The 25,755-nt window shown below is 53.8% G+C and carries 22 protein-coding genes, 1 tRNA gene and 1 riboswitch; of the genes, 14 read left to right on the top strand and 9 right to left on the bottom strand.

The genetic code is table 11. The features are described from left to right. The 4 genes from AD949_RS07860 to AD949_RS07845 form a co-directional block, all read right to left on the bottom strand. A partial coding sequence (locus tag AD949_RS07860; RefSeq protein WP_282955671.1) for a 1-deoxy-D-xylulose-5-phosphate synthase N-terminal domain-containing protein occupies nt 1-378 on the bottom strand: 378 nt, incomplete at its 3' end. A 5-nt stretch (nt 379-383) separates the two neighbouring features. Beyond that, nucleotides 384-1,322, bottom strand: coding sequence for a polyprenyl synthetase family protein (locus AD949_RS07855; RefSeq protein WP_048836165.1), 939 nt, complete (start codon nt 1,320-1,322; stop codon nt 384-386). Nucleotides 1,323-1,329: 7 nt separating this feature from the next. Beyond that, nucleotides 1,330-1,584, bottom strand: coding sequence for an exodeoxyribonuclease VII small subunit (locus AD949_RS07850; RefSeq protein ID WP_096430213.1), 255 nt, complete (start codon nt 1,582-1,584; stop codon nt 1,330-1,332). A 78-nt stretch (nt 1,585-1,662) separates the two neighbouring features. Then, nucleotides 1,663-1,905 carry a sulfurtransferase TusA family protein gene (locus AD949_RS07845; RefSeq protein ID WP_048836163.1) on the bottom strand — a complete coding sequence of 81 codons (243 nt, stop codon included), beginning with the start codon at nt 1,903-1,905 and terminating at the stop codon, nt 1,663-1,665. A 112-nt stretch (nt 1,906-2,017) separates the two neighbouring features. On the opposite strand from AD949_RS07845, the gene AD949_RS07840 reads away from it, so the two are divergent. After that, nucleotides 2,018-2,914: an ROK family protein gene (locus AD949_RS07840; protein WP_048836162.1), complete on the top strand. Its 897-nt coding sequence runs from the start codon at nt 2,018-2,020 to the stop codon at nt 2,912-2,914. Between the two features lie 40 nt (nt 2,915-2,954). On the opposite strand, the gene AD949_RS07835 is transcribed toward AD949_RS07840, so the two are convergent. Beyond that, nucleotides 2,955-3,755: an RlmE family RNA methyltransferase gene (locus tag AD949_RS07835; RefSeq protein WP_048836161.1), complete on the bottom strand. Its 801-nt coding sequence runs from the start codon at nt 3,753-3,755 to the stop codon at nt 2,955-2,957. 11 nt (nt 3,756-3,766) lie between these two features. Next, nucleotides 3,767-4,882, bottom strand: coding sequence for a Ppx/GppA phosphatase family protein (locus AD949_RS07830; RefSeq protein WP_082064754.1), 1,116 nt, complete (start codon nt 4,880-4,882; stop codon nt 3,767-3,769). 191 nt (nt 4,883-5,073) lie between these two features. Between AD949_RS07830 and AD949_RS07825 the strand changes: the two genes are divergently transcribed. The 10 genes from AD949_RS07825 to AD949_RS07780 all read left to right on the top strand — a co-directional run bounded on the left by AD949_RS07825 (nt 5,074) and on the right by AD949_RS07780 (nt 17,690). Then, a tRNA-Gln gene (locus AD949_RS07825) sits at nt 5,074-5,147 on the top strand. A 713-nt stretch (nt 5,148-5,860) separates the two neighbouring features. Further along, complete coding sequence (locus AD949_RS07820; RefSeq protein ID WP_082064753.1) at nt 5,861-8,782, top strand: TonB-dependent receptor; 2,922 nt, start codon at nt 5,861-5,863, stop codon at nt 8,780-8,782. 572 nt (nt 8,783-9,354) lie between these two features. Next, entirely contained in the window at nt 9,355-10,671 is a 1,317-nt protein-coding gene (locus AD949_RS07815; RefSeq protein WP_048836159.1) for a radical SAM protein, read from the top strand. Nucleotides 10,672-10,942: 271 nt separating this feature from the next. Further along, nucleotides 10,943-11,854 (top strand): glucosamine inositolphosphorylceramide transferase family protein, encoded by a 912-nt coding sequence (locus tag AD949_RS07810; RefSeq protein ID WP_048836158.1) that lies wholly within the window; start codon nt 10,943-10,945, stop codon nt 11,852-11,854. Then, complete coding sequence (locus AD949_RS07805) at nt 11,845-12,972, top strand: glycosyltransferase (protein ID WP_048836157.1); 1,128 nt, start codon at nt 11,845-11,847, stop codon at nt 12,970-12,972. The genes AD949_RS07810 and AD949_RS07805 overlap by 10 nt, the downstream gene beginning before the upstream one ends. 47 nt (nt 12,973-13,019) lie before the next feature. Next, nucleotides 13,020-14,081: a glycosyltransferase family 4 protein gene (locus AD949_RS07800; RefSeq protein ID WP_048836197.1), complete on the top strand. Its 1,062-nt coding sequence runs from the start codon at nt 13,020-13,022 to the stop codon at nt 14,079-14,081. A 225-nt stretch (nt 14,082-14,306) separates the two neighbouring features. Beyond that, a complete protein-coding gene (locus AD949_RS07795) occupies nt 14,307-14,687 on the top strand; it encodes a hypothetical protein (RefSeq protein ID WP_048836156.1) in 381 nt (126 codons plus the stop codon). 20 nt (nt 14,688-14,707) lie between these two features. Beyond that, nucleotides 14,708-14,926: riboswitch (cobalamin riboswitch) on the top strand. Between the two features lie 165 nt (nt 14,927-15,091). Then, nucleotides 15,092-15,928, top strand: a complete 837-nt coding sequence (locus AD949_RS07790) for an ABC transporter substrate-binding protein (RefSeq protein WP_061504649.1) — start codon at nt 15,092-15,094, stop codon at nt 15,926-15,928. Continuing rightward, nucleotides 15,925-16,932 (top strand): FecCD family ABC transporter permease, encoded by a 1,008-nt coding sequence (locus tag AD949_RS07785; RefSeq protein ID WP_048836155.1) that lies wholly within the window; start codon nt 15,925-15,927, stop codon nt 16,930-16,932. Before AD949_RS07790 ends, AD949_RS07785 begins: the two co-directional genes overlap by 4 nt. Next, nucleotides 16,929-17,690, top strand: a complete 762-nt coding sequence (locus tag AD949_RS07780; RefSeq protein ID WP_048836154.1) for an ABC transporter ATP-binding protein — start codon at nt 16,929-16,931, stop codon at nt 17,688-17,690. The genes AD949_RS07785 and AD949_RS07780 overlap by 4 nt, the downstream gene beginning before the upstream one ends. 9 nt (nt 17,691-17,699) lie before the next feature. Here AD949_RS07780 and AD949_RS07775 read toward each other — a convergent pair whose 3' ends face one another. From AD949_RS07775 to AD949_RS07765, 3 genes are all read right to left on the bottom strand, one after another. After that, nucleotides 17,700-18,101 carry a response regulator gene (locus AD949_RS07775; RefSeq protein WP_048836153.1) on the bottom strand — a complete coding sequence of 134 codons (402 nt, stop codon included), beginning with the start codon at nt 18,099-18,101 and terminating at the stop codon, nt 17,700-17,702. Between the two features lie 222 nt (nt 18,102-18,323). After that, on the bottom strand, nt 18,324-20,612 hold the full coding sequence (locus AD949_RS07770; RefSeq protein ID WP_156475923.1) for a TonB-dependent receptor: 2,289 nt from the start codon (nt 20,610-20,612) through the stop codon (nt 18,324-18,326). Nucleotides 20,613-20,708: 96 nt separating this feature from the next. Further along, a complete protein-coding gene (locus tag AD949_RS07765) occupies nt 20,709-22,064 on the bottom strand; it encodes an Nramp family divalent metal transporter (protein WP_048836152.1) in 1,356 nt (451 codons plus the stop codon). Between the two features lie 164 nt (nt 22,065-22,228). Between AD949_RS07765 and mntR the strand changes: the two genes are divergently transcribed. The 3 genes from mntR to AD949_RS07750 all read left to right on the top strand — a co-directional run bounded on the left by mntR (nt 22,229) and on the right by AD949_RS07750 (nt 25,651). After that, nucleotides 22,229-22,708 (top strand): manganese-binding transcriptional regulator MntR, encoded by a 480-nt coding sequence (gene mntR / locus AD949_RS07760; protein WP_048836151.1) that lies wholly within the window; start codon nt 22,229-22,231, stop codon nt 22,706-22,708. A gap of 138 nt (nt 22,709-22,846) precedes the next feature. Continuing rightward, complete coding sequence (guaB, locus tag AD949_RS07755) at nt 22,847-24,325, top strand: IMP dehydrogenase (RefSeq protein WP_048836195.1); 1,479 nt, start codon at nt 22,847-22,849, stop codon at nt 24,323-24,325. Nucleotides 24,326-24,334: 9 nt separating this feature from the next. Further along, nucleotides 24,335-25,651, top strand: coding sequence for an RsmB/NOP family class I SAM-dependent RNA methyltransferase (locus tag AD949_RS07750; protein WP_048836150.1), 1,317 nt, complete (start codon nt 24,335-24,337; stop codon nt 25,649-25,651). Nucleotides 25,652-25,755 lie beyond the last annotated feature (104 nt).

Raw genomic sequence — 25,755 nt, 5'->3', positions numbered from 1 at the left:
CGCGGCCCCGAAGGGGTCATACTGACTCTCGGAGCGACGGGTGAAGCCGGATAGGCCGCCCGGCTGGCGCAGGGTGCGAATGCGGTCGCGGCGTCCGGTGAGGATCTTGTGCGGATAGGCCTGATGGCCCACGTCCCAGATGACCTTGTCAGCAGGGGTGTCGAACACCGCATGCAGGGCCACGGTCAGTTCCACAACGCCCAGCGAGGCACCAAGATGGCCGCCGGTGGTGGACACGGCATCAATGGTTTCGGCCCGCAGTTCATCGGCAATTTGCTTGAGCTGCTCAACCGAGAGGTTCCGCATGTCAGACGGGTAGGTCACCCGGTCCAGAGCAGGAAAACGGCCAAGGGTGGGGATCTGGGTCTTGTCCGACATTCTTCTTAGTTCCTGCGTTCAATCACGTAATAGGCAAGATCTCGCAGGCGGTCGGCCTGTTCTCCAAACGGAGCAAGATCTTCAATGGCGCTTTTAGCCATACGTTCTGCTTCGGCGCGTGCGCCTTCAATACCCAGAAGGGCAACATAGGTGGATTTACCGGAGGCTTCGTCTTTGCCTGCCGTCTTGCCCAATTCTTCCGCCGTGGCCGTGGCGTCCAGTACGTCATCGGCAATTTGGAACGCGGCACCGATATTGGCCCCATAGGAGCGCAGGCGCTGCTGAAGGTCCGGTTTGGCCTGACCAAGAATGGCTCCAGCTTCAGCCGAATAGCGAATCAGGCAGCCAGTTTTCAGGGCATGCAGGTGGCGCACTTCTTCCAGCGGTAGGGCGCGGCCTTCGCCTTCCATATCAATCATCTGACCGCCCACCATGCCCGCAGCGCCAGACGCCTGAGCAAAAGCGGTAATCAGCGCGATGCGTACGGTGGCGCTCTCATGCGTGTCAGAGTCCGCCAGAATTTCAAAGGCTTTGGTCTGAAGAGCGTCACCGGCCAGAATGGCCGTGGCTTCATCAAACTTGCGGTGAGTTGAGGGCTGACCACGGCGCAAATCGTCATCATCCATCGCAGGCAGATCATCATGCACCAGAGAATAGGCATGAAGCATCTCAACGGAGGCTGCGACGCGGGCGGACTGGCTGTCCGGCACCCCAAACAGACCTGCGGTCGCCATCGCCAGATAACCGCGCAGGCGCTTGCCGCCGCCCAGCGTGGCGTAGCGCATGGCCTCAATCAGGCGGGCATCCCCCCCGGTGGTGGGTGGCAGAAGTGCATCGATGGTTGTTTCGACCACTTTGGCATGGGCTGCCATTGCCTGCTTGAGCAGGGGCCCGTTGGCTGACGGAAGCGTCTGGGAAGGGGCGATGGTTGTCGGGTCAGTCATCGACGTCTCAATCCATAGGTTTCATGGTCAACGATCCGTCAGACCGCTGCACGATCGCCTGAACGCGGGCCTCGGCCTCGCTCAGCTTGGTTTCACAATGCTGGCGTAAGGCTGCCCCGCGCTCATAGGATGCAATCGCCTCTTCCAGCTTGAGTTGGCCGCCTTCAAGGCCACGCACGATTTTCTCCAGTTCGGAGAGTGCGTCTTCAAACGACAGAGACTTGATGTTATCCGGCATGGCGCAGGTCTTCCTATCCGTCATGAGGGGCAGGCATTACCCCGAGAAGCGTTGGTCTGCCAAGTCTTGCCGGAAGAGAATGGCTAATAAAACATACCGCCTTCACGATGAGGGCATATCCGCACGCCGCCGGATGGTGAAGGACAGGGAGCCGTTTTCATCCGCAAAGGCAACCAGTGCGTGGCCTGTTTCCCGGCAGAAGACCTGAAAATCGATAATGGATGCCCGGTCCGTTGCCAGCACACGGAGTTTTTGTCCCGGCTGCATGCCGCGCAGAAGCCGGTTGGCTTTCAGCACAGGGAGCGGGCAGCCGAGCCCCCGCGCATCAAGAACAACCTCATTCATGACACAGAGCCTTGTCTAAAGAGTGGGATATGTGTGATTGCATAATTCACCTTTTTATCCCATGCCGCATGGCACAAGAACAATTTGCCCAGAAAAGACGTAAGGTCGCTGTATGTCAGATTATCGCCTAGGAATCGATGTTGGTGGTACCAAGGTCGAAATAGCAGCCCTTGATTCCAAAGGGGAAATTCTCCTGCGGCATCGTGTTGCAAACCCCGGCACTTATGATGAGCTGCTCGTGACCCTGCGGGACCTTGTGGAAGAAGGACGTGCACGGACGGCCCCCAATGTTACGGTTGGTGTCGGGATTCCCGGTGCGATTGATTCCCGTACGATGCGGGTTAAAAATGCAAACGCCACATGGCTGAATGGCCAGACGTTCGGCAAGGATCTTGAAGAGATTCTTGGTTGCGCCGTAAAAGTCGAGAATGACGCCAACTGCTTCGCGCTTTCTGAAGCGGTGGATGGCGCTGCTGCCGGGCGGCGGATGGTCTTCGGGGTTATTCTCGGCTCCGGCGTGGGTGGCGGCTTCGTCATCAATGGGGAGCCTATTACCGGCCTGCATCATATTGCAGGGGAGTGGGGGCATATCCCGCTTCCGTGGGTGCGCGAGGAAGAGTTCCCCATGCCTGCGTGCTTCTGCGGAAACAAAGGCTGTGTGGAACGCTTCCTGTGCGGTCCGGCTTTGGCGGCCTCATGGAAAGGCGACGGTCAGCGTTGCGCCGACGGTATTGAAGAAGCCGCTGCTGCGGGGGATGCCGCCGCCATTCATGCGCTGGATACCTACATTGACCGCCTAGGCCGCGCCTGCGCTCTGGTGATTAATATGGTGGACCCGGATGCCATTGTGTTGGGTGGCGGTGTGTCCAACCTGAAGACCATTTATGCCCGCGTGCCGGATGTGATGAAGAAATATGCCATCACGCCAGAATGTCGCACGGAACTATTGAAAAACATGCATGGAGATAGTTCAGGCGTGCGTGGTGCGGCTTGGCTATGGGGGAAATAACAGGTCTGTCATCAGGCCCGTTATTTCCAGTCAGACAAGCTCAGTCAGCATCCTGAGCTTGTTTGAGGCGATCAGGACGGAAGCCTGTTGCCACTACGTAAAGCTCGCTTGAATCTTTTCGGCTGGCCGGGGGCTTTGCATGCCGTACTAACGTGAAGGCCTGCTTCATGGTCTCCAGCATGGCCTTTTCCGAACCACCCTGAAACACCTTTGCGACAAAACCTCCGCCTTCCGCCAAAATCTCAAACGCAAAATGCAGGGCTTCTTCGGCAAGCCCAATAATCCGCATATGGTCAGTTGGAGCGTGGCCGGTCGTGTTGGGGGCCATGTCTGACAGCACCAGATCCGCTTTGCCATCGAGCAGGCTGATCAGCTTTTCTGGCATCTCCGGGTCTGTAAAGTCGCCTTCAATGACATCGGCCCCGGCAACCGGGTCAACCGGCAGAAGATCAAGCCCGACTACGCGACTCGCACCGCGCTTGACGATAACCTGAGTCCAGCCACCCGGTGCGGCTCCCAGATCCACAACACGCATGCCCGGCTGGATGAGATGAAAGCGGTCATCCAGTTCAATCAGCTTAAAGGCGGCACGGGAGCGCCAGCCCTGCTTATGTGCAGCCTGCACATAAGGGTCATTCAACTGGCGGGCTAACCAGCGCTGCTGCGCGGTTGTGCGTCCGCGCGCCGTGCGCAGGCTGACGGATTTGGTGCGCATGGTACGCGCGGCGGAAGAATCATCCAAAGAATGACTGGAACCCGGGGTGGCGCTGCTTGTGCGGGCACGCCCGGGAACACGAAGAGAAGTGGGCTTCCGGGGTGGTCCGGATTTTTTATCGCTCATGAACCTGTTGCTTAGATAGGGTGCAGAAAAGGGATGGGGCCGTTGAGGGTGGGAGTTTTGTATAGCCGTCTGGATGTCTGGCTGGCCTTGCGGATCATCCTCAGAACCATGCCATCACGCAGCCCGCGGTCTGCCACGATGATATCTTCAACCGGCCATGTTTCGTGGATAGCCTCAAAAATAGCGCATCCCGGTAACACGAACGGAGCACGATCCGGCCCAATGCACGGATGCTGTTCTATGCCTGTCTGGCCCATATCCTGCAATGTCCGCACAGCTTTACGTGCGCTACTGGAGGGAATCTGAGAACCATCCACCGCTGCCCGGACATAGCGGGGCAGGTTGAGCACAAGGCTGGCCAGTGTCGTGACAGTGCCGCTGGTGCCGATAAAGCGCGTTTGCTGGCGGCGGATTTCCGGCCCAATGCGGTGCACGCTTTCAAAGTCCTGTAAGGCGGATTTTGTATAGGCAACCATCTGTTTGTAACGCGCAGGATCATCCTGCGTGGTGCTGCCAAACTGTTCTGAAAGGGTGATGACCCCGACAGGCAGGCTTAGATAGCCAATCAACTCATGCGTCTGTCGCGGTGCATCAACCCGCACCCATGCGATTTCAGTCGAGCCACCGCCAATATCAAACAGCAGCGCCCGGTTACGCACTGGCCCAAAGCGTGGGTTGTGCACCAGATTGGCGCAGCTTTCCACAGCAAGAGAGGCTTCCTCTCGCGCGGATATAATATTGATATTAAAGCCTGTTTCCGAGCGTACACGGTTGATGAAGTCTGACCCGTTGTCCGCCCTGCGGCAGGCTTCCGTGGCAACCGCCCGAATGTTTTTAATGGGCCTGCGCCCGACCCGATCCGCACAGGCGCGCAAGGCGTCTAGTGTGCGTTCCATGGCAGGCTCGCCCAAGCGGCCTGTATGGTGCAGGCCTTCACCCAGCCGCACCATACGGCTGTAACTATCAATAACGCGAAAGCCACCAACAGTCTGCGCGGCAACCATCAGGCGGCAGTTGTTTGTTCCTAGGTCGAGCGCGGCAAACAGCTCATCTTCAAACGTGCGTGGGTAGAGAGAAGGATAAGCTGGTCTGTCCGGGCGGCCGGCCCAGGGGGGAATGTGATCCATCTGTCCGGTCCTTGGTAAGAGGTTGACTCATGATTAAGACTATTTTTGGGGAGGGCGGCCAAAGGAGCAAGACAATTATGTGACAAACTGACATTTCTTTTCGTTTAGGTGCTTGCACGGCCCAATTCACAGTGCTAGGAAGTCGTCACCGCAGCGGAGGCCGCTTTTCAAGCCTCCTATGTTCTCCTTGCTGGGAGATAGTTTAGCGGTAGAACTACCGGCTCTGACCCGGTCAGCCCTGGTTCGAATCCAGGTCTCCCAGCCAGAATTTTAATCTCAATCATACAAAAAATTATAGTTGTCTTTATTGTGTGATAAAGCAACAGATTATTTAGTCCCGTCTGAACCTTTTGTAGGCTCAAAACGGCTTGTTATATGTTTCTTGATAATTTCCCTGCGCAAAAAATAATAATTTTTGACGGGCTATCACAGCCCAAAGTGAAACATGCGGCATGGTGGAGATGTGAGCATCCGGGTCATTTCTGAAGTATAATGCAGCCCCCACGGCCGATTTCTTTTAAGCGGCTCTGATCTCCCATCGCCATATAGGCACACACTAGACGTGTACCTTCTCATTACAGACTCTCAGCAGGTTGGGTCTATGTGATAGGGATTATTCTGGCACCTGAGGCCTCAAGCTTGGCCCCACGCTTAACCGCGACGCGCGCACTGTAACGATGAGAGCGGTGGCTACGTCCCATATCTCTAGCCGACCTATTATTCGATAACTATGTCTGAACGGCCCGTTCTTGCTTAATCGTCACGTGACCAAACATAATTGTCGTGCTGAGCGTCCAAGTGCTAATTCTGCCACTCAAATCATAAAAATCATTTTTGCTACGTGTATTTGATAAGCCACACACATGAATTTTTTGAAATAAGCACTGTCTCAGAACTGTCACAAAAAAAAGCGGCGGAAATAGGTGAGGGTAGGACTCATGGAGGGCAGATGCGTCTGTTTCACTCAAGGTTGCAAAAATGTCTTTCCTAAGTCGGTCTCGGTTACTCGCTCTATCATCATCTGTGGCGTGCTTTGTCCCAACTCTTTCTGCTGCTCAAGATACACAAAGCGTTTTTGCAATTCCCGCGCAAAAGCTGACGTCTGCCTTAACGGCGTTTAGTCGGCAGACCGGGTTGCATGTTGCTTTCAATGGTAAAGTCGCTGATAATCTGCGCTCTTCTCCGCTGTATGGCAAAATGGATAATTTCCAAGCATTGCATAAGCTTATTGGAAAAAATGCGTTTAAGATTGATGCAACGAACCCAAATGTCATCATATTAAGCACAAAATCAGGCAAGAAATCTAAGGCGGCTGAGGCACAAAGTCCTGATAACTTGACTGTGCAAGGGCACAGGCACGAACTCCGTACCAAGCGCAATTTTGCTGGTGTTGTAGACAGCATAACCTACAACGACCTTTCCAACCTTGGTGGCGCGACCTCTATTGCGCAATTGCTGACCCAGTTGCCGGGTGTTACAGGCATTCGTAACGGTGACGAGCCACGTTATATCAGCGTACGCGGTGTTTCCTCTGACCTTAACCAAACTACGCTTGACGGTATAACTCTGGCCAGCATCAGCGATGGCGGCAGCATTAGGCGCCGCGTAAACTTACAAAATATTCCCGCCGAAATGACTGGTGAAGACAGTATTTATAAAACCTTCACCGCCGAGCAAGATGGTGGAGCCATCGGCGCCGTTATTGAGATGAACTCTCGCAGCGCCTTTGACCATAAAGGGTTGTATAAATACATTAATGCTTACGGCATTTACGGTACTGAAAAAGGGTCTGCTGGCGCCAATGGTATAAAAGGCATGTCGCCGCATTTCGGACAGGGTGCTAAGGCGGTTTTCTCTGATAGGTTCGGTAAAAATAAAGAATTTGGCATTGTTACGTCATTCCGCTACCAGCAGCGTACACGTAACACGACCAAGAAATGGCAGGAAGACAGCTACAACTATTTTGATAAAAATGGGAAAGTTGTGTCTCCTAATGCTCCGGGGGCCCCGGGCTGGAATGGAATGACTGCCCCCCGTTACGTTGATGGCGGTAGTTATTCCAATGCTCTTAGCACTTTAGGGGGTGCAACACGTCTGGAGTGGCATCCTAAAGATAGTGGTTTGACGGCTTCGGTTATGGGATATGCCTACCAACGGTGGGAAAACTCCTTCATGGAGCATAATGAATATCTGCTTGATGAAGCGCCGGGTTATAAACTACATGGGAAAACCCATAGCATTACCCCAGCAGTAATAGACCAAACACCAACAAGTGGGCGTGAGTATATTTACCGCGCTCGTACTATTGGTCGTAAAGATAACTGGAAAATGAATACTAATGGTGTTTTAGGTAATCTTGGCTGGCACGATAATATTTCTACTCTGAAATTGCGCGCAGGTTATACTTGGGAGGATTATTTCGACCATGAACCTTATGTCGCTGCGCGCGTTTATCCAAACGAAAGTCCTGATAGTGCCGTTTTGGCAGATTATACAATAGACAAAAATAATGTCGCTAATCTCGTAAAAATTAGTGATATGAATAAACTTCTACATAGCGGCTATACATACCAGACTGTTCAGCAAGAATATGATCGTGATCATGAAGGCATTGTAAACGTGCGGCTGGATTACACACGTAACCTTAATGCCAATTCACATGGTTTTGGGTTTGCGAGCGGATTTGAGTGGCGCAGTCTTGATGCGACAAACTCCTCTAATCAGCTTTGGTACGAGCCGGGTGGAGATGCATCATCAAGCATGTTTATCCCACACATGAGGAACCCTAACGGACCATTTTTTGATTTGCCCAATTTTCCTTGGGACAAACAAACACTTGATGCGAAGAAATCTCGTCAATACACGGAACTGGCTTATTTCCGATACAAAGAACAGCTTTTTGATGGCTATGTTTCTCTTCATTATAAATGGGATCACTCAGAACTTATTGCAGGTGTAAGAGCAGATTCTGTGAATTTTAATTCGTTTGTTCCAGAAACTGATAGCTCATCCAACGCAACTGGAAATATTACCAAAAATCGCGGTGGTTATATCAACCCACTGCCATCTTTGACATTCGTACATGAGTTTCCCAATAATTTGCGGCTTCATGCTGTTTACAGCCAATCTGTAGGTCGTCCACAACCGACTGATCTCGCTCAGGCTGCTCAGTATAGTTGTGGGAATAGTTCGGATATACAGCCCGGTGATATTAATTGCTCACTTTCACGTGGCAACCCAAATTTGCGTCCTCGCCAAGCACAAAACTTTGACGCCTCACTCGATAAATTTTTTAACCGAGGTCAAGGGGTTGTCAGCGTTGCGTATTTTAACAAGATTATTAAGCATGATATTTATAAAACGCGTTCAACTGAGTTAATTGATAATGAACTGACATACGTCACGCAACCTCGTAACGCCAACTCCTCCACACTTATGGGAGTTGAGGTCTCGTTTGTTGACCGTAACATTAAGGGGCCGTGGAACCAGTCTTTTGATATCAATGCCAGCGGCACATGGATGCGTGGCCGCATGACTTATGAAGGATCTGGCGTTTCCTACAAACTTCATCAACTTATTGAACAGCCCAAATATGTTTTCAACGGAAGTGTGACGTGGCATATTCCCCAAATACGCGGGGCTATTAAGGCATCATTCGACTATTCGGCCAAATACCTTGAAGATCTGAATGATGATCCGACACAGATAGACGGTTATGGCTCACAGCCAGACCTATCCCTCGGCGCTTGGCACGATATTACGGATGATCTTCGCATTAAATATGAAGTGTATAATCTCGCGGGCTCTCACACACGGGTTTACTATGGCAAGCACCTTAATCGTCTTGAAGCAAAAGAGAATTACGGCCGTAGCATCTATTTTGAGCTCGTTTATAACTAAGGCCTGTTAACTGTCGGGGTTTGCATTGGAGCGAGTGATGATGAGGAACAAAGTTACTCGTTCTGATATAGAAACACCAGAAGTGCTGGTCTCGTGGTCATGCCTCAGATATTTTTCGTGAATGCATCTGAGGCTTGGCCATTATTCGCCTCAACCTACCATCTGCAAGACACGTTCTAGGATGCCTCCTTTGGTCGGAGGTGCTGACGTATATGTCTTCATTTCTCGAAGCGGAAAAATTACGCTGTAAGACGTGGCTTGTATGATAGCATTCGTTCTGCTTGCGCTATCAGGCTGTTGTATGCGGTTATGTTATTGACAAAGGCTTTTCGAGACAGGACAGAAAGCCCCTCATCTGCTCGTCAGAAATGTCGCACAGTTCCCAATGAGTTATGTGGCCTATGCTCGTTAAAAAATCAAAAAATGATCAGAGTAGATAGCTGGATGATACAGAACTCATATGCAGATATTGCCTGCGTGATGATATCGCATAAATGGCATTTTCCTGCCTGATTTGTGCTTATAGCGCTATGTGTTATGAGAAAAGACTGATCGAACGATTGGAATAACACTTGCCCAACCCAATTAAGGCGCTGTTCCGCACAGCACGAAGCTTTTTTTTAGCCACTCCCGCGCAAAAAATCACGCATGGGCCGCTGATAGGGTTTGTTGACGAGATCGGTCTACGTCATGTGCATGGTTGGGTAACGGATGCAGATAACCCGGTGGCACGTTTGCCTGTGGAAGCGTTTCTGCCCGACACAGGGGAATGCCTTGGAAACGGTCTGGCAGACCAGTTTCACCATGGCATAGCTGGGGTAGGGGACAACAGCCGGACTTATGGTTTCTGGTTCCGCCTGAAGCGGGATATCACGCAGGATGAGCGGGGCAGGTTGCACCTACGTGTTGCGCAGACTGGCGCAGAGATTGGGTTTTCCCCAGCACTTACGGCGTGGGAGCCATTGCTGCATGTGGCGATGGACATCGTGAATAACTGCAATCTGCGCTGCCCCTTCTGCCTCTATGATTATAAAGACGTGCGCAAGACCAATGTCATGACGCGCGAAACTCTAGAAGCCGCCTTGCGCTTTATGCCGTACACTCGCAATGGCGAGTTCTGGTTTTCCTGCCTGCACGAACCCACGCTTCATCCCGATTTTATGGCGTTTCTCGACGCTGTGCCGCCTGAAATGCGGCGTAAGGTGTTCTTCACCTCAAACTTGGCCCGCCGTATGCCAGAAACGTATTTTCAGGCGCTTGCGCTGAGCGGGATCAAACATATTAACATCTCTCTCGAATCTCTTGATTCTGCGGTTTATGAGCGGATGCGAAAAGGTGCACGTTTTCCGATTTTCATGGAGAACTGGGATCAATTGCTGGCCGCATTTAATGCGGCACAGTCGCCCGTTGCACTGCACTATATCATCATGGCTTATCGCTCTAACCTGTCCGAACTGCCTGATCTTGCGCGTTATCTCGTGGAACACCGGCGCGCGGATAGAGTGGAAATCCGTTATACCTTTGATGTGCCCTTCATTGACGCAGAGTTTCGTGAGCATGAGTTTCTGGCCGAAACCGACTGGAACTGGCTGGAGGCACAACTTTCGGCTGTAGGATCAGACAAAATTATTCTGTTGCGGCCGCCTGTCTCGTCAGAGGCCAGCGACGCAGTTGAAACAGACAGGCAAGACGTTCCGGACGCAGGCGTTCTGCCGGGGCGCTATCTGGCTCGCCTCTCTTGGGACGGCACGTTTGAACTTCGCGGCCTCAGTAAGGCAAGCAGGGGCGATTCAATGATTGAAATTCCGATCCTGACCGCAAACGTCAGGGATATTGCTGACCCGCAGACGTTCCTGAATGATCTCGCAAAAAGCCATGTGAACGCGTGATACCGACAATGGCGCTACGAGGCCCTTGATAAGGTCCGCAACGAAAAATTAGATGCTTGAACAAAGACAGAGGCTTTTGATCAGTTGCCTTACCAACGAACGGGCATATTCTGTTTACGCGTTTCAAGTCTCTGAGAGACATGCTTGAGGATACCTCTCCCACATAGGGAGCGTGCTCTTTTCAACGCTGATCTTGATAAAAAGACAGGCTGCCATTATAAATTGTTCGAGAAAAAATCCTTTCAGCCCCTTCAATGTAAAAGGTTTTTAATTGGGCCTACGTAAAGATATATGGCGTGTTGGGATTGCTGATAAGCCTTTGGATGCCATTATTGAAGAGGGGCATGTAAAGGCGGAGACTGTCACATGGCTTCCCGGTATGAAGTCTTTCCAGTTTCTGGCAGACCCCTTTGGGTTCTGGAAAAATGACGTTCTTTACGTTTTTGTTGAGACCTATGACTACCGTACTCGGCACGGTATTATAGAAGTTCTACTGTATGATAAGTTTTTCAAATTTTTAGAGCGTCGTATCGCGCTTTCCGAGCCGTGGCACCTGTCATACCCTTATGTGTTTGAAGCTGAAGGCGAAATCTGGATGCTGCCGGAAGCCTATCACTCAGGCAAATTGACCCTGTATCGTGCAGTGTCCTTCCCCGATGTATGGGAAGCTGCATATGTTCCTGATCTCGGGCCAGATATTGCCGTCGATGCGACCCCGTTCTTTCACGAGGGTTTATGGTGGCTTTTTTATACACCGGCCTGCAAGCCGCCTAAACCCGTGGGCGAGTTGCATCTGGCGTTTGCTCCGGGGTTAAGCGGCCCTTGGACACGCCACCCCAATAACCCGGTGCGTCTGGACTCTGCGAGCACCCGGCCCGGAGGCACCCCACAGCTTATCAATGGGCAGGTTATGCTGCCTGTGCAGGATTGTTCATGGACTTATGGGGGGGCTGTCAGGCCTTTATGGTTTGAAGTGCTGACGCCGGATCGGGTTGTAACGCATGCAGGAGCCAAAATCGGAATTTCCAACGAGTTTACACCGTACACAGAAGGCATGCATACGCTTGCCGCTGTTGGACCTGTGACGCTGTTTGATGTCAAACGGACAGAACTGTCTGCTCATGGACTGTCCATTGAACTCATACGGGAAACCAGAAAAATTTTACGAAAAAAATGCTTATAAACAAAAATACCTTTTCGATTGGTATTGTTATCCATGATTTCGTATTTGGTGGGTCCGAACGTATTGCCATTCGCCTTGCCAACTACTGGGCTCACCAAGGCCATCCGGTTGTTATTTTTGCCGGGGCAGGTGAGGGTGAAATGCGGAATTTGCTGGAGCCGACAGTCAGGCTGGTGATTGCGCCAGACCCTGTTTGTCGTTCCGCATCTTCCATGCGGCATCTAGCTAGACTGGCCGCTCATTATTTTCAGCAAAACCCAGTGAACGCCTGTTTTGTGCCGGGGAATTATCACTGGCCTGTCGCCTACCAACTCGGCAAGCTTCCTGCGAGAATACGTCCGGTTATTCTGACACAGATCAGCTCACCAATTTATAAGCCCGGCCGTTCCGCATGGGCTCAGAAAATATTTAACGCGCGTATGCGCTTCCTGCTGCGCAAATCAGACAAACTTATTGCTCTTGATTGCACAACGGCAGCGGAGGCTAACAGTCTGTTCCGGCGTGCGGTGGCAGAGGTTATTCCTTTGCCAGCACTCTGCTCAACTCTGCCTACACCGAAAATGCCAAAAAAGGCATGCTTGAATATCTTGGCCGCAGGCAGACTGACACACGCCAAGGGGTTTGACCTCCTCATTTCAGCCTTTGCTGCTGTTGCAAAAAAATATCCCGCAGCAACGCTTACTATTTGTGGGGCTGGGCCTGACTATCAGGCTTTGCTTGATCTTGCGGCTCGTAACGGTGTGCAGGATAAAGTTCGGCTGACAGGATATGTGACGGATATCCGGCCTTATTTGGATGATGCGCGCCTGTTTGTGCTGTCTTCTCGTCGGGAGGGATATGGCGCGGTTATTCTGGAAGCCCTTGCCGCTGGTCGGCAGGTTATTACAACGGCCTGCACCCCGGCCGCCCGCGATTTTGTAAGTTGTTCCGAGGCTGTGCATGTTGTGCCGGTTGGCGATTGTTCAGCTCTTGCGCGTGCAATGTGTGGTGTGTTGGGAACACCTGCCCCAGATAGCCAAAGGCTGGCTAATGCTGTCAGACCGTTTTTTATTGATGCCGGAGGACAGGCCTATCTTTTTCTGATGTCAGATTTACTTGAAAAAGCACGGCAGAATTAGAATATTTTAAAATGCGTATGGATGCATTGAATTCAGAGGACGCTGAAATGCGCATAGGGTTTGTGATTCACACAATAGGGTTGATGGGTGGCACCGAGCGCACCTGTTGTGCTGTCATGAACGGGCTTGCGGCTTACGCGGATCTCACGCTGGTAGAAGTCGTTTCCGAAGGCCCCCCTGCCTATTTTCTGGATGAGCGTATTGAGCGGGAGATTTTATCCGCGCAGCATGTTTCTCTTTTATGGTCAGCACCCAGACTGATTGGCGGCCTTTATCGCCTGATAAAAGCAAGACGGCTTGAGGCGCTGGTTGTTGTGGAATCAACACACGCTCTATACGCGGTGGCTGCGGCCAGACTGGCCGGGGTGCGCTGCATTGTGTGGGAACATTTTAACTACAACGTCGATCTGGGAAAAAGGAAACGCCGTTGGGGGCGGGCTGTCGCCGCGAAATGGGCCGATGATATTGTCACGTTGACACATCGGGACCAGAGCATCTGGCAACAGAAAGCACGCCCCAGTGCTCGGGTGCACTGTATTCCCAATATGGCGCCTCCCGTGTCTCAGGAACCCTATGAGACTGCGGCCCGCACGGTGCTGGCGCTGGGGCGGCTCAGCGCGCAAAAGGGGTTTGATCGTCTTTTACAGGCATGGAGGCTTGTCGAAAAAGACCCGCGATCTGCGGGCTGGCACCTGACGATTGTGGGTGACGGCCCGCAAAAAGCCATGCTGGCAGAACAGGCGGCCTCTCTTGAACGCGTCAGCATCCAACCGGCACAGAAAGATGTGGCTGCTCTGTTTGGTCAGGCCGGGTTGATGGCGTCCTCCTCCCGTTTTGAAGGCCTGCCCATGGTCCTGCTGGAAGCGGCTGCGTTTGGTGTGCCGATTGTGGCGTTTGATTGTGAAACTGGTCCGGCTGAGATTATTGTGCCGGGCGAGACCGGTGTTCTTGTGCCGCAGGATGATATTGTCGGTCTGGCGGAAGGAGTTTTAAGCCTGATGGCAGACCCGGAAAAGCGGCAGGCTTTTTCCACCAACGGGAAAGACCGCATGGCGTTTTTCAGCCGGGATCATGTGGTATCTCTCTGGCGCGCTCTGCTGGGAGTATGAGCGAAATAGCACGGCTCTATTCCCGGTTTGGAACACATTTTGGTGAAAGCTCATGTAACGCGACACCGTAGTGGGCTTTCTGGCGTTGTATAAGTAGCCCCTGCAAGGACCCTCATCCGTCTTTATCTGCGAAGAGAGTTGATCTGGTTAAGCAGAACGATCTGGGAAGGCAGGGGCAAAGAACGTAATGGATGCTCTGCTAATCCCCGAGGCAAGGTGGTTCCCATGAAAATTACTGAACAGTTCACATCAGCTGCTACTCAGGTTGGAGACTTCATGACGTTAGCTAGTCAGGATGTTTCTGGCATGCTCTCCGTTCTGAATGATCTGCTTGGGCCCGTCCCGCAGCCGGACGCACCCAGTAAGCTGGAACAGCGCGCAACGGCTGCTGGTATGATTCAGGTTATTCGTAACTGGCAGGCGCAGGACGACGCTCCTCCCGCAACGGAAGCTGAAATCAAGCAGTTTTTTACACCGGAAGAGCTAACTCAGTTTTCCAATGAAACCGGACTTTCTGAACCTGCAACCCTGAGCATGCTGCAAAAACTTCTGCCACGCTGTGTCCGACGTCGTGCGTTGCATGAGCCATTCGCACCGCGTTCTTGACACTGGACGCGATTAGAGGTCTGTGAAGCAAGTGTGATGGGGTCTTTCTACGGGAAGACTGAAAAGGGAACCGTGTGCGAACCTTGTGTTCAAAGCACGGGCTGCCCCCGCAACTGTAAGCGGTGAGTGCCTGCGTTGGGCGCCCTGAAAAGGGCGGGTCACTGGCTGGTAAGCTGGGAAGACAGACGCAGGCATGATGATCCGCAAGCCAGGAAACCTGCCATCCGCAAAGCGTGACTGGATACTGTCAGACGGGGTGATCTGAGAGGTATGTTTGCAGGGCAGGGGCACTCCGCGTGCATCCTGCTGACCTGTAGGGATACGGTCTGGTGACAGAGTGAGTGTGTCACGAGATTAAAGGCCGTTATGTCTCTCGGGTTTCCTATCTTTTTTGAGCGTGCGACATGCTGAAGGCATGGTGTTTTCTACTGGCCTTGTTGCTTAACTATGGACCACATGCGGCTCTGGCCGCGCCGAGAAACCGGATTGTCTCCCTTAATCTCTGCACCGATGAGCTTGTGCTCATGCTGGCAAGGCCAGAAAACATCGTAGGCTTAAGCCCTATGGTGCGTGACTGCCAGAATTCCGTGCTCTGCATGCAGGCCCGCACGGTCCCTACGTTACGTGTTTCTGCCGAATCTGTGGTAGCCCATAGGCCCGATCTTGTGCTGGGTGGCACTTATACGGCCCGCGTTGCCATGCAGGTGGCCAGAACATTAGGACTGCCTGTCGTCACTCTCCGTCCAGCAGATAAGCTTGATGACATTCCCGCACAAATTATGACCGTTGCCGATGCCATTGGAGAGCCTGAGCGTGGCAGACAGCTTGTGGCGGATTTTCGCGCGCGTTTGAAAGCTATCAGTTTCTCAGACCCACATGGCCCCATTGCGGCCATCTACGCCGCCAATGGTTTTGTGACGCAGCCGGGCAGCCTGCCGGATGATGTGCTGCGTCATGCGGGTTTCCAGAACTATGCCGCGCGAAAGAGCGCAGGACATATGGCCCGGCTTCCATTGGAAAACCTGATAGCGCACCCGCCTGATCTGCTTATTCTGGACCGTTCCGGAAAAGGCTACTCCATCGCGCAATCCATGCTGGATAATCCTGTTTTGCAGAATGCTTTTCCTGAAACCCATAAAACGGACATTCCCGCCAGATTATGGTTGTGCGGCCTGCCGCAAACGCTGGATGTCATTGCTCGCCTTAAAACCAGCCGTGCGGCACTGGATAGTTTTCGATGACCAAGCACCAACCGGGCCATGGCCTCTCCTTATGGCTGGCGGCCTGTGTCGTGGCGCTCTTTGTGGCGTCTCTCTGGCATGGGGAAAGTTCTATTGCCGGACTGCAGGCTGTTCAGGATAGTCTTGCAGGGCGTCATACCGCAGGTGCCATTATTCTGGAGCAGTTGCGTCTGCCGCGCGCATTGCTGGGGATTGTGGTTGGCGGTGTGCTCGGTCTTTCTGGCGCAACCTTGCAGGGCTATATGCGCAACCCATTGGCTGACCCCGGGATTTTGGGCGTGTCTGGCGGTGCAGCACTTGGTGCCGTGTGTGTGTTTTATACCGGATTGATGCAGCTTTCTCTGGCGGCCCTTCCTCTTGGCGGGTTGATCGGGGCTTTTGCGGCGGTTGCATTGTTGATGCTGTTGGTCGGGGATGGCGGAGTGCTGGTACTCCTGCTGGCTGGGGCAGCGCTCAGCGGATTTACGGCAGCCCTGACCGCACTGACCTTAAATCTGGTCCCAAGTCCTTATGCCTCTTTTGAAATCATGCACTGGCTCATGGGGTCACTGACGGACAGAGCCTTTACAGATGTTGCCATCTGTCTGCCCGGTGCTGTTTTAGGCATCATTCTGATGCTGACAACAGGGCGCGCGCTGGATGCCCTGACACTGGGGGAAGAAGTTGCGGCCAGCATGGGGTTTATGCTGACAGGCTGGCGCGGTGTGCAGATGCGCGTGGTGCTGGGAACGGCTCTGGCTGTTGGGTCCTGCGTGGCGGTTTCCGGCGCGATTGGCTTTGTCGGGCTGGTGGTGCCGCATCTCCTGCGTGGCCTGACCGGCTATCAGCCTTCACGCCTGCTCTGGCCATCCTTCTGGGGAGGGGCGGCTTTGCTGCTGGTAGCGGATAATATCGTGCGCATGACAGCGTCCGGGCCGGAACTTCAGCTTGGTGTCCTAACGGCTCTGGTCGGCTCTCCTGTCTTTTTTCATCGTGTGCTGAAACTGCGGAAAGACGGCGCATGACTTCTCTACACGCATCGGATGTTTCTTTGTCTCTCAGCGGTCAGCATATCCTGCGGTCCGTTAGCTTATCTGTTCAGAAGGGTACTGTGCTCGGGCTGATCGGCCCGAATGGTGCTGGAAAAAGCACTCTCTTACGCCTTCTGGCCGGTTTGAAAATGCCGGATGCAGGGGAGCTTCGGCTTGGCGATCAAAATCTGTTCGCAGCGCCCGCGCACTGGCGGGCACGTCAGATTGCGTTCATGCCGCAGGAGGTTGTGCGGCCACCGCCCATGACGGTGCGCCATGTGGCGGCTCTAGGCAGGCTGGCGCATGGAGAGAGTGGCGGTGTTGCTTACACTCATCCTAAAGTGACTGAGGCACTCCAAAAAACAGGGCTCTCGGAGAGTGCGGATCGTCCCGCGCATCGCCTGTCCGGCGGGGAACTCGCGCGGCTGGCGCTCTGCCGGATGCTGTGTGTGGATGCTCCGATTTTGCTGGCGGATGAGCCCGTGGCGGCGCTGGACCCGGCCCATGCGCTCATGGTGATGTCTCTATTCCGACAGGCCGCCCGGATGGATGGCAAGACCGTGGTGATTGTGCTGCATGATCTGGCACTTGCAGCCCGTTTTTGTGACAAGCTTGTGCTGATGCAGAACGGTGCGGTCCGTGCTCACGGTGAGCCGGAACAGGTGTTGGCGGAGCCGTTGGTGCGCGATGTGTATCACGTTTCGACACAGCGGATCGGGCGTGTTCCTGTACCGTGGGATCTATGTTCCTGATAGGCGCGGTCAGCCGATCAATTTTTCCATCTCTCGAATGAGGGTGGCAGGTGCATAGGGTTTTCTTACAACGGGGACGTCCTGAAACTCCGTGGGGATCATGGAACGGCGTGCGTGGCCTGTGGCAAACAGGAACGGAATATTGGCCTCATGCAATGCCTGCGCAATATCAGCGGAGGTTTCCTCACCAAGGTTGAAGTCAAGCAAGGCAAGGTCAGGCCGTTTGCTACGGATTGCTTGCATGGCTTCACGCACAGAAGAAACAGTGCGCACCTGTGTAAGGCCATGTTCCGCCAGAGCTTGCTCAACATCCATCGCGATCAGAAACTGATCTTCCACAATCAGGATACTCATGTCCCGAAGTGCGGTATCTTCTGTTTGTAGAGCTTGCGCAGTCATGATCTCCGGCATGGTGCTGTTCTCCTGTGTGATCAACGCAGCATGATGGCTGGGAAGATCAAAACGGATGAAAAGCCCTTCCGTTCGAGACGCTATTATTATTTTCCATGTAGGTCATGCAGAGTAGCCAGAGCCGCATGAATAAATCCAGATTGACAATCGGGCGAAATGGCGTCCCCCGAAGGGGGGAGGACAGTACGAAACTGGTGCCATGAAGTCTGCTAGGCTGATTGATCAGAACTGAAGCACGGTGGTCAGATATCCGGCGCGTCGCTGACCGTATTGCGACATGAAGACGCCTAGGCCACTGCCATTCCGGAGTTGGTAGCGTTCATCAAAAAGGTTTGTCACATCCCCCCGCAGTTTGAGGCCTTTGAGCGGATGAACGTTGCGGAATATGTGCTCATACCCAATATTGATAACATGATAGCTAGGCTGCTTTCCCGTATTGGCAAAACCTGAGCGCAGACCATAGCCATACAGATAGTCCACATAGGCTTTATTTCCTGCCCAGCCATAAGAAATACCGGCACTGGATGTAAACTCGCCTTCATGGTCCAGCTTAATTGCATGATTTTTGATATAGTTCAGTTCATCAGTCGGGAACTGATACTGTGCGGAATTCACATCTTTGGCGGCTGTGTTGACGAAGGAAAAATTCCCGAAAACAGTTAATCCCTTATAATGGTAATTTCCGCCAAATTCCGCGCCATAAACCTTGCCGGTCCGGTAACTGAAGGGGGTTAGAATAACCGCACGCCCGAATTGTCCGAGATCTCCCAGATTTTTGGCCTGTTTGTAAAATCCATCCACCGTGATGGAAAGCCCCTGCGGGAAGCGATGGGACAGGCCGATATCGAAATAATTTGACCGTTCAACTCTGGTCGGGGTGGCGTTAAAATTGTCAGGAGCATTGGTGGAATTGGCAAATTTCAGCAGTGTGGCCTGACCAACATATTGTGCTGTTGGCGGTGCAAAATAGCGCGAATATCCAAAATGAACAGTTGTCGTGGGGTTGATCTCCCACACCAGATTGGCGCGCGGACTGGCCTGTCCCTCATGATCAAAGGACGACTCAAACCGATCATACCGTACGCCATAATTCAGCGTTACGCCCTTTAGCACTTTCCATTCGTCCTGAAGATAGGCTCCGGCCTCAACTGCCCAGTTTCCAGTGTTATCGTTAATGGTAACCGGGTGGATGGAAGTCTGGGCACCGGCCGCGTCAACAGGCAGCACGTCGGTGCGTGTCCATAAACCTTCGGACGTGTACTGGCCCATTACCCCAAAGCGAATGGTGTGCGTCTTGACGGCGTCATACGAGGCATCAAGCTGAAGGCCGCCTGTGGTGAAGTTATTAATTTCCTTCTCCGCTACCCCCTGAAAGACCATATCCCGCACCGGGTCGGGGCTATAATTGATGGCACCATACCGGAAATACGGGGATATCTGATAATTCAGCTTTGCTCCGGTTTTCTGATAAGACAGCACGACATAATAATTCTGTTCGTTCTGGCGGTCATTCAGGTACTGTGACTGAACATCGCCTACTCCGTGGATATCATAGAGTTTGGGCAGTCCTGCCGCATTGGGAATTTCAAAATTGGCGTTTGAAACACTGGTCAGCAGGCTAAGGCGGCTTGTGTCATCAAAACGATAGGAGGCATAGCCAAACGCCTTTCCCTGCTCTGTCACATCATGGGTGGCCCGAAAGGCGGGGGTAGGGTTCTCTATGCCGATAGCGTTCCGGTTGAAGGCTCCAGAGATAAAATATTCCCACTGTCCCTTTGTCCCACCCACCTGAAAAGAGGGGTTGAAAGTATTATAGCTGCCGCCGTACAGAGAAATTTCCCTGTTATTTAGAGACTTACCTGATTTGGCGGTCACATCGACAATGCCTGCTGTCCGAAAGCCGAACTGGGCGGGCAGAGTGCCCGTCATCAGGGTAACGGACTCAATAATACGCGTATCTAGTTCCTGACCAAATCCGTTCAAACCTTCCGGCAACAGGACACCGTTAATCCGGTAGGTCAGGCCGCCATGCTCGCCGCGGACATGCTCCTCCCCAAATGAATCCATCACGACACCGGGCATACGGAGTAGAACCTGATTAAAGCTGGCGTTCTCCCCACCCGGCGTTGTGTTGATCTGTGCCTGCCCCATGCGATAGGCGACAGCCCCCAGATTAGGAGCAATGCGGGCGCGAGCGGAATTAAACGCTGCATGGACTGTAACAGCCTCTCCTTTGCCAGAGGTCGCAGCCACCTGCTGCTGCGGGCGATCTCCTTGAGCTGCTTTGTGCTGTTCAGTTTTGGTGGGTGAGCCGTGCGATGCAGACGTTTCCTGTCTGTTTTTTGGAGCTCTGGTGTGCCCGACATGAATGACCGTGCGCGTTTCTTCCGCATAACTCTGTGTCGCGGGTTCGGCGCACCACAGGGCGAGCGCCGCACAGGGAACTGACTTTACGGCCCGCGATAAAACCGGGCAAAGTTTGCCTTTAGCATCATAAGAAACGCGAGGCATTTTATCATAGCATTTGCTATATTTATGATTAAACTGAAACACTTTGTGCGTCTCTTTCTCAGGCAAAAATCAGATAGGGCGGATAACGTAAGGGGGCTACCCGCACACCGTGTCGTAAAGCAGTTTGAAGTTCAGAATGAGAATAAGGCCCACCACGGCCCATGACAGCAGCGAGACTGGGCGGGAAAGCGCAAATTCCCCCATCTTCTGGCGGTCGGAGACAAACCAGACGAGCGGGATGACCGCAAACGGAAGCTGCATAGACAGCACAATCTGACTGAAAACCAGAAGGTCACCTGTTCCCTTTTCTCCCCAGAGCAGTGTGACCAGAATGACCGGCAGGATCGCCAGTCCACGGGTCAACAACCGTCGTGCCCATGGGGCCATACGGAGGCGCAAGAAGCCTTCCATAATAATCTGCCCGGCCAGTGTGCCGGTTACGGTCGAGTTCGTACCTGCGGCAAGCAGGGCGACCGCAAATAGGGTGGAGGCAATTCCAAGCCCTAGGAGGGGAGAAATCAGCGTGTAAGCCTGCTGGATTTCAGCAACATCCTGATGCCCCGTAGTGTGGAAGGCGGCGGCAGCAACAATCAGGATACCCGCATTTACAAACAGAGCGAGCATCAGGGCAATGGTGCTATCGAGCGTGGACCAGCGGATGGCTTCCCGCCTACCGGCTGAGGTGCGCTCATAAGTGCGTGTCTGCACAAGGGCGGAATGCAGGTAAAGATTGTGCGGCATGACCGTCGCGCCAACAATGCCGATGGCGATATAGAGCATCTGCGGGTTGGTCAGGATAATCGGGGAAGGGAGAAACCCTTTCATAATCGCGGCGAGGGGCGGGGATGCTGCCGCAATCTGGAACGCAAAACATACGGCAATTAGGCCAAGCAGCGCCATAACAAAGGCTTCCAGCCATCGGAACCCCAGACGCATCAGGAGCAGAAGCAAAATGGCATCCAACGCAGAAAGGCAGGCTCCGAGCAACAAAGGTATGCCAAACAGCAACTGGAGGGCTATGGCGGTGCCAATGACTTCCGCAAGGTCACACGCAATAATAGCGATCTCGCAGGCCAGCCAGAGCACGATATTTATGCTGCGCGGAAAATAGGCGCGGCAGGCTTGAGCGAGATCATATCCGGTGGCAATGCCCAGTCGCGCCGCCAGAGATTGCAGCAGAATGGCCATGAGGTTGGACAACATAATGACAGAGAGCAGCGTAAAGCCAAACTGCGCGCCGCCAGCCAAATCCGTCGCCCAGTTGCCCGGGTCCATATACCCTACGGATACCATGTAACCCGGCCCAACAAATGCCAGAAAACGCCGGAACTTTGAGGCCCCTTCCGGCACAGCAATGGACGCGTGGGCCTCGGGCAGACTGAGCCTGCTTTCCTGTGCGGAAAAAATAGACGTCCGATTGGCGTTGCGCGGTGAGGCCGAAGGTGCGGGCATGGGAAGAACGGCTTTCTCAAAAAACGATTTCAGAGATTACAAAGGGATCGTTCAAATATGCAATAGGCTATAAGGTAAAGTCTCTGCGTTTTTAAGGATTGCTATATCAGATTGGGCGGCGAGATGCTTTTGCTGCGGAGGTGAATTCGCTATAGCTGCCCCACATGCTGTTACGCGGAGGCCACCAGTTGAAAGAACGCCAGCCAGTCATGCCTGATGTTGAAAGCCAGAGTGAGGGCTTCCGGCATGCGCGCGAGGCACGACGCAATGTTCTGATTGAAGACTATGTCGAACTGATTGATGATCTGCTGACAGAAGGGCAGGAAGCCCGACAGGTTGATATTGCCGACCGGCTTGGTGTCTCACAACCAACAGTTGCTAAAATGCTGGTGCGGCTGGAAGCCGAAGGGTTTGTCACCCGCAAACCCTATCGCGGCGTGTTTCTCACCGAGGCCGGCATCACTTTGGCGGAAACCGTTCGGGCGCGGCATCAGGTGGTGGAAGAGTTTTTGCTGGCTCTCGGGGTGGATGCCGTCACTGCGCGGCTGGATGCGGAAGGCATGGAGCATTTTGTGAGCGATGCCACGCTGGAAGCATTCCGGCGCGCCCTGAAAAGCGGCACTCTCGGGGCACCGGAAGTTTAAAAACCTGTCAATTTTATGTCTCTTCTCTTGCCTTTGCCCCGGCAAGACCATAAGAGGAAGCGCCAATGGTCGGTGACCTGCGGCGATGCTCTGCTGTCGGGTGCCCCCAATCGCAATCTGGTCAAGGGTTCCCGTTGTATGACTTCTTCCCCCTACAGCCGTGTTACCGAAGCCTTGGCGTTTGATGACGTTCTCGTCGTTCCCGCTGCTTCTGAGGTTGTCCCCAACCAGACGTCCGTTCGCACACGTCTGACACGCTCCATTGAGCTTAATATTCCCCTGATTTCCGCCGCTATGGATACGGTCACGGAAGATCAGATGGCCATTGCCATGGCCCAGCAGGGTGGCCTTGGCGTTATTCACAAAAACCTGACGCCGGAAGAGCAGGCCGAGCATGTGCGCCGCGTCAAGCGTTTCGAATCGGGCATGGTAGTGAACCCGGTTACAGTCGGGCCAGACCAGACGCTTGCTGAAGTGCGCGAGATCATGCAGCGCAACGGCATCAGCGGCCTGCCGGTGGTCGAGCCGGGCACGAACAAGCTGATTGGCATTATCACCAACCGTGATGTGCGCTTTGCGGTTGACCCGAACCAGCGTGTTTCCGAACTGATGACGCATGATGGGCTGGTAACAGTGCGTGATGGCGCTGACCCGGACACTGCCCGCCAGTTGCTGCACAAACACCGCATTGAAAAACTACTGGTGGTGGATGAAGCCGACCGCTGTATCGGGATTATCACCGTCAAGGATATGGACAAGGCCGTGGCCTACCCGCTGGCTATCAAGGACAGTCTTGGCCGCCTGCGCTGCGCTGCCGCCACAGGCGTGGGGGAAGATGGCTTCAACCGCGCGAAGCTTCTGGTGGAAGCCGGGGTGGACGTGTTGGTTGTCGATACCGCGCATGGCCATTCTTCGGGTGTGCTGCGTGCCGTTGAGCGGCTGAAAGCCCTTGATAGCGCCATTCAGATTGTTGCGGGCAACGTCGCAACGCCGGAAGCGGCTCAGGCTCTGATTGCTTCTGGGGCAGATTGCGTAAAGGTCGGCATTGGTCCGGGCTCCATCTGCACCACCCGCATTGTGGCGGGTGTTGGCGTGCCGCAGTTCTCCGCGGTTCTGGAAACGGCCATTGCCTGCCGTGAACTGGATACGCCCTGCATTGCAGATGGTGGCATCCGCACATCTGGGGATATCGTGAAGGCCATTGGGGCCGGAGCAAATGTCGTGATGGTCGGTTCGCTGCTGGCTGGGACGGAAGAAGCCCCGGGTGAAGTGTTCCTGTATCAGGGCCGCTCCTACAAATCCTATCGCGGCATGGGCAGCCTTGGTGCCATGGCCCGTGGGTCGGCTGATCGTTACTTCCAGCAGGAAGTAAGGGATTCTCTTAAGCTGGTGCCGGAAGGGATTGAAGGCCGGGTTGCCTATAAGGGCGCTATGGCGGCTGTTATCCATCAGCTCGTCGGTGGCCTGAAAGCGGGTATGGGCTATACTGGCTCCCGGGAACTTCAGGACCTTCAGCAGAATGCGCAGTTCCGCCGTATTACCGGTGCCGGGCTGCGTGAAAGCCATGTTCATGACGTGTCCATCACGCGTGAAGCCCCTAACTATCGTCGGGACTGAACCTTACCTATGACTCCTTCTGCTCGGCTGGGTGCCTCCATTGATCTTCTGACTGCTATGGAGGCCGCTCCCAGAAAACCGGCTGACGCCGTTGCAAACAGTTTTTTTCGTGAACGGCGTTATATCGGTGGGGGAGACCGTCGGGCAGTTTCCGGCATGGTTTGGGAAATCATGCGGGCATGGCGCAGGCTGGGCTGGTGGCTGACAAAATGCGGCGCGGATATTACACCGCGTGCGCTGGCGGCTACCAATCTTGTTCTGAAAGGGTGGCCAGCGCGTGAAATTGCAGACCTTTTTGCTGAAGGGCGTTTTGCCCCCGGTGCCCTGACCTATGCCGAGCAGGATGTTGTGACAGCGTTGGCCGGTGGCACACTGGATAACGCCGATATGCCGCGCGCGGTCCGGCTGGAGTTGCCGGATTGGCTGCTGCCCCGTCTGGAAGAGACCTTCGGGGAGACGCTGGAAGCGGAACTGTCGGCTCTTTCCGAACCTGCAACGCTCGACCTGCGTGTGAATATTCTGCGCACCAACCGACGGGATGCCCAGAATGCGCTCGGGCGAGAGGGGCTGCATGCAGTCCTGACTCCGCTCTCACCATGGGGGCTGCGGCTGAACGGGCGGCTACCTGTAACATCCACCACGCCTTTTAAAGACGGGCGGATTGAAATTCAGGACGAAGGCAGCCAGCTTGTGGCCGCCATTATGGGTGTTACGCCTGAAATGCGTGTTCTGGATTACTGCGCCGGAGCGGGTGGGAAAACACTGGCTCTAGCCATGATGATGGAAAATAAAGGTCATATTGCTGCTTGTGATGTGTCTGAAGCCCGTCTGGACGGTGCCGTCCGACGCCTGCGCCGTGCCGGGGTCCATAATGTGGAACGGCATTTGCTTCAGGCTGGGGACAAATGGGCAAAGCGGCGCGCAAAATCGTTTGATCGCGTGTTGGTGGACGCCCCATGCAGCGGCACAGGCACATGGCGACGCAACCCAGATGCGCGCCTGCGAATGACAGAGCAGGATCTGGAAGAACTACTGGTTAAGCAGTCCGAAATTCTGGACCGCGCCTCATCCCTCGTAAAGCCGGGCGGACGTATGGTGTATGCCACTTGCTCCATCCTACGGGCCGAAAATGCCAGTCAGGTTGAAGCCTTTTTAGCCCGTCATTCTGATTTTCAGCTTGTGCCGTCAGACAGCACAGCCCTGCCTGACTCATTGCGCGGCACATCCATGTTCTCACTTACGCCGCATCAGAATGAAACGGACGGATTTTTTGCCGCCGTGCTGGAACGTAAGTCCGAAGCAGATCATGAGCCTACAGAACTTTAAGAGTAAATTTGCTCAATAACGCATAAAGTATCTAACTTATTAAGCCTGCGCATAGTTTAGGGTCTTTTCTGCGCGCGTGGGCGTGTCACCGGGTTTAGTAAGAT

The organism is Acetobacter orleanensis (assembly GCF_001581005.1).
Taxonomy (GTDB): Bacteria; Pseudomonadota; Alphaproteobacteria; order Acetobacterales; family Acetobacteraceae; genus Acetobacter; species Acetobacter orleanensis.
This window is presented reverse-complemented; position numbering and strand designations above follow the sequence as displayed.

Bases quoted from the DNA above. Each gene is read 5' to 3' on its own strand.
- AD949_RS07855 (WP_048836165.1), bottom strand. From the start codon at position 1,322: ATGACTGACCCGACAACCATCGCCCCTTCCCAGACGCTTCCGTCAGCC.
- AD949_RS07850 (WP_096430213.1), bottom strand. From the start codon at position 1,584: ATGACGGATAGGAAGACCTGCGCCATGCCGGATAACATCAAGTCTCTG.
- AD949_RS07845 (WP_048836163.1), bottom strand. From the start codon at position 1,905: ATGAATGAGGTTGTTCTTGATGCGCGGGGGCTCGGCTGCCCGCTCCCT.
- AD949_RS07840 (WP_048836162.1), top strand. From the start codon at position 2,018: ATGTCAGATTATCGCCTAGGAATCGATGTTGGTGGTACCAAGGTCGAA.
- AD949_RS07835 (WP_048836161.1), bottom strand. From the start codon at position 3,755: ATGAGCGATAAAAAATCCGGACCACCCCGGAAGCCCACTTCTCTTCGT.
- AD949_RS07830 (WP_082064754.1), bottom strand. From the start codon at position 4,882: ATGGATCACATTCCCCCCTGGGCCGGCCGCCCGGACAGACCAGCTTAT.
- AD949_RS07820 (WP_082064753.1), top strand. From the start codon at position 5,861: ATGTCTTTCCTAAGTCGGTCTCGGTTACTCGCTCTATCATCATCTGTG.
- AD949_RS07805 (WP_048836157.1), top strand. From the start codon at position 11,845: ATGCTTATAAACAAAAATACCTTTTCGATTGGTATTGTTATCCATGAT.
- AD949_RS07800 (WP_048836197.1), top strand. From the start codon at position 13,020: ATGCGCATAGGGTTTGTGATTCACACAATAGGGTTGATGGGTGGCACC.
- AD949_RS07795 (WP_048836156.1), top strand. From the start codon at position 14,307: ATGAAAATTACTGAACAGTTCACATCAGCTGCTACTCAGGTTGGAGAC.
- AD949_RS07790 (WP_061504649.1), top strand. From the start codon at position 15,092: ATGCTGAAGGCATGGTGTTTTCTACTGGCCTTGTTGCTTAACTATGGA.
- AD949_RS07785 (WP_048836155.1), top strand. From the start codon at position 15,925: ATGACCAAGCACCAACCGGGCCATGGCCTCTCCTTATGGCTGGCGGCC.
- AD949_RS07780 (WP_048836154.1), top strand. From the start codon at position 16,929: ATGACTTCTCTACACGCATCGGATGTTTCTTTGTCTCTCAGCGGTCAG.
- AD949_RS07775 (WP_048836153.1), bottom strand. From the start codon at position 18,101: ATGCCGGAGATCATGACTGCGCAAGCTCTACAAACAGAAGATACCGCA.
- AD949_RS07770 (WP_156475923.1), bottom strand. From the start codon at position 20,612: ATGCCTCGCGTTTCTTATGATGCTAAAGGCAAACTTTGCCCGGTTTTA.
- AD949_RS07765 (WP_048836152.1), bottom strand. From the start codon at position 22,064: ATGCCCGCACCTTCGGCCTCACCGCGCAACGCCAATCGGACGTCTATT.
- mntR (WP_048836151.1), top strand. From the start codon at position 22,229: ATGCTGTTACGCGGAGGCCACCAGTTGAAAGAACGCCAGCCAGTCATG.
- guaB (WP_048836195.1), top strand. From the start codon at position 22,847: ATGACTTCTTCCCCCTACAGCCGTGTTACCGAAGCCTTGGCGTTTGAT.
- AD949_RS07750 (WP_048836150.1), top strand. From the start codon at position 24,335: ATGACTCCTTCTGCTCGGCTGGGTGCCTCCATTGATCTTCTGACTGCT.